This is a genomic window from Streptomyces africanus (genome assembly GCF_002150735.1).
Lineage (GTDB): Bacteria > Actinomycetota > Actinomycetes > Streptomycetales > Streptomycetaceae > Streptomyces > Streptomyces africanus.
Genome location: NZ_MUKA01000347.1, coordinates 1 through 6,394 on the forward strand (window position 1 = coordinate 1; position 6,394 = coordinate 6,394).

7 protein-coding genes are annotated in these 6,394 nt (G+C 70.9%); 4 read left to right on the forward strand and 3 right to left on the reverse strand.

The genetic code is table 11. The features are described from left to right. Positions 1-1,298, forward strand: a 1,298-nt coding sequence (locus CCL05_RS35025) for an MFS transporter (protein ID WP_244204505.1), incomplete at its 5' end; no start/stop codon positions are given. 30 nt (positions 1,299-1,328) lie between these two features. Here the strand turns inward: CCL05_RS35025 and CCL05_RS35030 are convergent. Further along, positions 1,329-1,850, reverse strand: a complete 522-nt coding sequence (locus CCL05_RS35030; protein ID WP_086564679.1) for a GNAT family N-acetyltransferase — start codon at positions 1,848-1,850, stop codon at positions 1,329-1,331. A gap of 25 nt (positions 1,851-1,875) precedes the next feature. Here CCL05_RS35030 and thpR point away from each other — a divergent pair, with 25 nt between their 5' ends. Then, the gene (gene thpR / locus CCL05_RS35035) at positions 1,876-2,448 is read left to right on the forward strand and encodes an RNA 2',3'-cyclic phosphodiesterase (RefSeq protein WP_086564680.1); all 573 of its coding nucleotides are present in this window, start codon (positions 1,876-1,878) and stop codon (positions 2,446-2,448) included. Between the two features lie 192 nt (positions 2,449-2,640). Here thpR and CCL05_RS35040 read toward each other — a convergent pair whose 3' ends face one another. Then, the gene (locus CCL05_RS35040; RefSeq protein WP_086564681.1) at positions 2,641-3,633 is read right to left on the reverse strand and encodes an aldo/keto reductase; all 993 of its coding nucleotides are present in this window, start codon (positions 3,631-3,633) and stop codon (positions 2,641-2,643) included. 130 nt (positions 3,634-3,763) lie between these two features. On the opposite strand from CCL05_RS35040, the gene CCL05_RS35045 reads away from it, so the two are divergent. Next, positions 3,764-5,362, forward strand: a complete 1,599-nt coding sequence (locus CCL05_RS35045; RefSeq protein ID WP_086564684.1) for an amidase — start codon at positions 3,764-3,766, stop codon at positions 5,360-5,362. Between the two features lie 10 nt (positions 5,363-5,372). On the opposite strand, the gene CCL05_RS35050 is transcribed toward CCL05_RS35045, so the two are convergent. Beyond that, entirely contained in the window at positions 5,373-5,957 is a 585-nt protein-coding gene (locus CCL05_RS35050; RefSeq protein WP_086564682.1) for a Uma2 family endonuclease, read from the reverse strand. 91 nt (positions 5,958-6,048) lie between these two features. Here CCL05_RS35050 and CCL05_RS35055 point away from each other — a divergent pair. Continuing rightward, positions 6,049-6,394: nucleotidyltransferase domain-containing protein (locus CCL05_RS35055; protein WP_208641683.1), on the forward strand; the 346-nt coding region annotated here is incomplete at its 3' end.

A 6,394-nucleotide genomic window follows, 5' to 3' on the forward strand; every position in this document is an offset into this window, starting at 1 on the left:
CCCGGCCGGTCCGCAAGACCTCGATGTTCTCCTCCCTGAAGGTCAGGAACTACCGCCTGTTCTTCATGGGACAGGTCGTCTCCAACATCGGCACCTGGATGCAGCGCATCGCCCAGGACTGGCTGGTGCTCAGTCTCACCGGCTCCTCCGCGGCCGTCGGCATCACGACGGCCCTCCAGTTCCTGCCGATGCTGCTCTTCGGCCTCTACGGCGGTGTCCTCGTCGACCGGCTGCGCAAGCGGCCCACCCTGCTGGTCACCCAGTCGGCGATGGCCCTCACCGCCCTCGCCCTCGCCGTCGCCGTCCTCACCGGCCACGTCCAGGTGTGGCACGTGTACGTCGCCGCCTTCGCGGTCGGTCTCGCCACGGTGGTCGACAACCCGGCCCGGCAGTCCTTCGTCTCCGAGCTGGTCGGCCCGCGGCAGCTGCAGAACGCGGTCAGCCTGAACTCGGCGAACTTCCAGTCCGCCCGCCTGGTCGGCCCCGCCGTCGCGGGCATACTCATCACCGGCGTCGGCACCGGCTACGCGTTCCTCTTCAACGGCCTGTCCTTCATCGCCCCGCTCACCGGCCTGCTGCTGATGCGCGCCCGCGAGCTGCACGTCGTCGAGCGCGCCCCGCGCGGCAAGGGGCAGCTGCGGGAAGGCGTGCGGTACGTCACCGGCCGCCCGGAGCTGATCTGGCCGATCGTCCTGGTCGGGTTCGTCGGCACCTTCGCCTTCAACTTCCCCGTCTACCTGTCGGCCTTCGCGGACGACGTGTTCCACGCGGGCGCGGGCGCCTACAGCATGTTCAACACACTGATGGCGGTCGGCTCGCTCGCGGGCGCGCTGCTCGCCGCCCGGCGCGGCACGGCCCGGCTGCGGCTGCTGATCGCGGCGGCCATGGTCTTCGGCGCACTGGAGATGCTGGCGGCGACCACCCCGACCCTGTGGATGTTCGCGCTGCTCATGGTCCCGCTGGGCCTGTTCGGGATGACGGTCAACGTCACGACGAACACCAGCATCCAGATGTCCACGGACCCGGCCATGCGCGGCCGTGTGATGGCCCTCTACATGATGGTCTTCCTCGGCGGCTCCCCGGTCGGCGCGCCGATCGTCGGCTGGGTCACCGACACGTACGGCGCCCGGGTCGGCCTCGCGGCCGGCGGTGCCGTCGCGGCCGTCGCCGCGGCCGTGATCGGCCTGATCCTGGCCCGCGTCGGCAACCTCCGCCTGTCGGTCGGCTGGCACCGCGGCCATCCACGGGTGCGGTTCGTCCCCCGGGAGCAGGAGCAACAACTGGCACCGGCGGCGTAGGGCGGCGTGGCGGGTGCGCGGCCGGGAGGCTCACACCCTCCTGGCCAGCAGCTGGCCCGGCCAGTTGTTCTCGCCGACCGTGAAGGCCTCGGTCCGGGTGAAGCCGTTGGCCTCGTAGTAGCGGACGAGCTTGCCGTCGTCGCCGGCGTAGCAGTCGACCCGCAACAGGCCCACTCCGGCCCGCCGGGTCACCTCGGCGGCGTGCGTGAGGAGCGCGCTGCCCACGCCGTGGCCCTTGAAGCGGCGGTCGGAGGCGAGCCAGTGGATGTACCGCTCGGGCTCACCGGGCCGCGCCAGGTGGGACAGGTAGGCGCCGGGCGAGTCGGTGAGGGTCAGGGTGGCGGCGGGGACGCCGTCGGCATCGGCCATGAACACGCTGCCCTCGTCCATGTACCGGCCGACCGACTCCACCGTCTTCGGACTCTGGGACAGGGGTTTCGTCCCCCACTGCCCCGTGCGCCCCTGCGAGACCAGCCACTCCACGCAGCTGTCGAGCATGCCGAGTATCGCGGGAATGTCGTCGGGGCCGCCTTCTCTGATGGTGATCTGCATGGCCTCATGGTGCCAGGCTGGAACCATGAGACTCTTCGCCGCCGTGCTGCCCCCTGACGGGGTGATCCGCGAACTCGGTGCCGTGGTGGACGCGTTGCGCGAGCTGCCCGGGGCCGACGGGCTGCGGTGGACCGGCCGCCCGGGCTGGCACTTCACCCTCGCCTTCTACGGCGAGGTCGACGACGGGCTCCTGCCGGAGCTGTCGGCCCGGCTGGAGCGGGCCGCTCGCCGTACCGGCCCCTTTCCGCTCGCCGTGCGGGGTGGCGGCCAGTTCGGCCACGGCCGGGCGTTGTGGACCGGGGCCGAAGGCGACCTGGCGACCCTGCGGCTGCTGGCCGAGCGAGTGGAGGCGGCGGCGCGGCGGGCGGGCGTGCCGATGGGGGAGCACCGGCGGTACAAGCCGCACCTCACCGTGGCCCGTAGCCGGGAGGCCTGCGATGTCCGGGCCTGTGTCGAGGCCCTGGACACGTTCGTGAGCCGGACCTGGACCGTGCGGGAACTGGTGCTGGTGCGGAGCAAGCTGCCGACCTCGGGGGTTCCGGGGGAGCAGCCCCGGTACGAGGCGGTCGGCCGCTGGCCGCTCTCAGGCGCCGGTTAGGCTCGGGGCGTGGACCCGAAGACCCGGAACCGGATCATGGCCGGTGTGCTCGTGCTGATGTTTCTCGTTGTCGCCTTGGCTTCCGTGCTCGGGAGGTAGGGCGGCGGCCGGGGAACTGCGGACGGCTGCTCTCCGGCTGCGGGCCGGTGGGGGCTTGGCGCGCAGTTCCCCGCGCCCCTGAAAGAAGGGCGTCTACCAGGCGAAGGCCTCCGGCGACGGCCCCGGGCCCGGGAAGATCTCGTCAAGGCCCGTCAGGAGCTCCTCGGACAGCTCCAGCTCGGACGCGCGTACGGCGGAGGCGAGCTGCTCGGCCGTGCGGGGGCCGACGATCGGGCCGGTCACGCCGGGGCGGGTGAGCAGCCAGGCCAGGGCGGCCTCGCCGGGTTCGATGCCGTGCTTGTCGAGCAGGTCCTCGTAGGACTGGATCTGCGCGCGGGTGGCGGGGTCGTTGAGCGCGTCGGCCGCGCGGCCGGAGGCGCGGCGCCTGCCCTCGACCTCCTTCTTGAGGACACCGCCCAGCAGACCGCCGTGCAGCGGCGACCAGGGGATGACGCCGAGGCCGTAGTCCTGCGCGGCCGGGATGACCTCCATCTCGGCACGCCGCTCGGCGAGGTTGTACAGGCACTGCTCGCTGACCAGCCCGATGGTGCCGCCCCGCCGGGCGGCGATCTCGTTGGCCTGGGCGATCTTGTAGCCGGGGAAGTTCGACGACCCGACGTAGAGGATCTTGCCCTGCTGGACCAGGACGTCGATCGCCTGCCAGATCTCCTCGAAGGGCGTGTTCCGGTCGATGTGGTGGAACTGGTAGACGTCGATGTAGTCGGTCTGGAGCCGCTTGAGGCTGGCGTCCACGGCCCGCCGGATGTTGACGGCGGAGAGCTTGTCGTGGTTGGGCCAGGCCGGGCCGTCGGCGCCCATGTTGCCGTACACCTTCGTGGCGAGGACGACCTTGTCGCGCCGTCCCTCGCCCTTGGCGAACCAGGTGCCGATGATGCTTTCGGTACGGCCCTTGTTCTCGCCCCAGCCGTACACGTTGGCGGTGTCGAAGAAGTTGATGCCCGCGTCCAGCGCCGCGTCCATGATGGCGTGGCTGTCGGCCTCGTCGGTCTGCGGGCCGAAGTTCATGGTGCCGAGGACGAGCCGGCTGACCTTGAGTCCCGTGCGTCCGAGCTGCGTGTACTCCATGCTGCCCAAGCCAACGTGTTGAAGTGCGCTCCAAGCAAGCACGCACGGACGTGAAAGGGGGAAGGCCCCCGCTCCGAATCGGGTGACAGCCTCAGCGAAACGCGCGGCTCACGCCCCTACCGTGCTGGTCATGAGGACTCCCACGTCAGCCACCACCCGTCGCACCGTGCTCGCGCTCGGCACCGCCGCGGCGGCCACGCCCTGGCTCGGCACGGCCTCGGCCCAGGCCCGCGCCGATGCCGGGGAGCCGGACGAACCGGGCATCACCGAGCTGCGCCGCCGGATGAGCGACGGGAGTCTCGACGCCGAACGCCTCACCCGCCACTACCTGGAGCGCATCGAACGCCTCGATCCGCTCCTGCACTCCGTGATCGAGGTCAACCCGGACGCCCTGCGCGAGGCCCGACGGGTGGACGCGCGGCGGCGGGCCCGCGGGCCCCTGCACGGCATGCCCGTCCTGCTGAAGGACCTGGTGGAGACCGCCGACCGGATGCACACCACGGCCGGCTCGCTCGCCCTGACGGGACTCAGGCCGGCGGCGGACGCGACGGTCGCGGCCCGGCTGCGCGAGGCCGGTGCCGTCATCCTCGGCAAGACCAACCTGAGCGAATGGGCGGGCGGCATGTCGCTCACCCACCACGCGGGCTGGAGCGCCCGCGGCGGCCAGACCCGCAACCCGTACAAACTCGACCGCTCCCCGAACGAGTCCAGCTCCGGCACGGGCGTCGCCGTGGCGGCCGGCCTGTGCGTCGCCGGCATCGGCACCGAGACCAACGGCTCGATCATCGACCCGTCCTCGGCGAACTGCGTCGTCGGAGTGAAACCGACGGTGGGCCTGGTCGGACGCGGTGGGGTGATCCCCGGCGTGCCCAGCCAGGACAGCGTCGGCCCGATGGCGCGCACGGTCCGCGACGCGGCGATCATGCTCGGCACGCTGGTGGGTGTGGACCGCCGGGACCCGGCGACGGAGGCGAGCCGCGGCCACCACCACCGCGACTACACCCGCTTCCTCGACGCCGACGGCCTGCGCGGCGCGCGCATCGGCGTGCCGCGCTCGGTCTACTTCGGCTACAGCCACCACGCCGACGAGATCGCCGAGCGCGCGATCGCCCTGCTCAGCAAGGCCGGAGCGACGATCGTCGACCCGGCCGACATCCCCACGGCCGAGCAACTGGAGGACCTCCCCAGCTCGATGGTGGTCCAGGTGTACGAGTTCAAGCGGGCGCTGAACGCGTATCTCGCCTCGGCACCGGGCGACCACCCGCGCAGTCTGAGGGAACTCATCGAGTTCAACCGGGCACATGCCGACCAGGAGTTGCGCTACGTACGGCAGGACGGGCTGGAGGCGGTCGAGCGGCTGGACTTCACCGAGCGGGAGTACCGGGAGGCGCTGGCCACGAACCACCGGCTGTCGCGTGCCGAGGGGATCGACGCCGTGCTGCGCGAGCACGACCTGGACGCCCTGGTGATGCCGACGTGCGGCCCGCCCGCCAAGATCGACCTGATCCGCGGGGACGCGCACGGCGGCGGCGCGTCCACGCCGGCGGCCCTCGCGGGCTACCCGGCGATCAGCGTGCCGGCCGGGTTCGCCTTCGGCCTGCCGGTGGGGCTGACGTTCATGGGGACGGCGTGGAGTGAGCCGGTGTTGTTGCGGTTGGCTTATGCGTATGAGCGGGTGAGCGGGGTGCGCAGGCCGCCGGCTTATCGGCCTGCCGATGTGGGTTTCTGATGCGGGGTCGTCAGTCTCGGGGGAACTCGTCGGTCTTGAGGGTGAGGCCGATGTCCGTAAGGGTGAGGTCGACGCCCCCGCCGAAGGCGACCGTCGTCTCCGTGAGGTAGTCGCCGTCCTTGGGCTGGGTGTAGAGGTGGCACTTGCCCTGGTACGGGTCGGCGATGAGGTAGACGGGGACGTCGGCGAGGGCGTAGGCGGTCTTCTTGGGACCGTAGTCGTTGTGTGCCGTGCCCTTCGAGATGACTTCGGCCACGAACTCGATGTCCTGGCAGCGCCAGAGGCCCTTCTCGTTCTTCTCGGCTCCCTCGGCCACGAGGGTGACGTCGGAGGCGAAACCGTTGAGGTGCCCCGGATAGTCGACACGGACGTCCGATTTCACGCGCTTGCGCGGGTACTTGGTACGCAGCTGCTCGTAAATGTCGGCGATGATCTCCCAGTGCGTGTCCCGCTGCGGCGACATGAAGATGGCCCCCTCGACGATCTCGACCTTGTAACCCTCGGGGGTGGTCCGCTCGAGCGACTCGAACAGCTCGTCCAAAGTCAGCTCGTCGTCTGCCTCGGCCATCTCGATCCTGTCTTCAAGGACGGTCATCGTGGCGCTCCTCCCCGACCGCCCCATGGACGTGGGCAGCCGCGCAGTACAACGATACGCACGGTGACCAGGACACGGGAAAGAAGCGCATATGCCAGAGCAGCCCGCCACCGACCACGTCGTCCAGCTCCTGCGCACCACCCTCGGCGACTCGCTCCTCGGTATCTACCTGCACGGCTCCGCCACCCTCGGCGGCCTCCGCCCGCACAGTGACATCGACGTCCTGGCCGTCGTACGGGAGTCCGTGACACATACCCAACGCCGGGCCCTGGTCGAGGAGTTGCTCAAGGTGTCCGGCGTGGACGGGCGGCGGCACGTGGAGCTGATCGTCGTCGTACAGGACGATGTACGGCCCTGGCGCTACCCGCCCAGCTGCGACTTCCTCTACGGCGACTGGCTGCGCGCGGACTACGAGCGCGGAGTGACCCCGGCCCCCG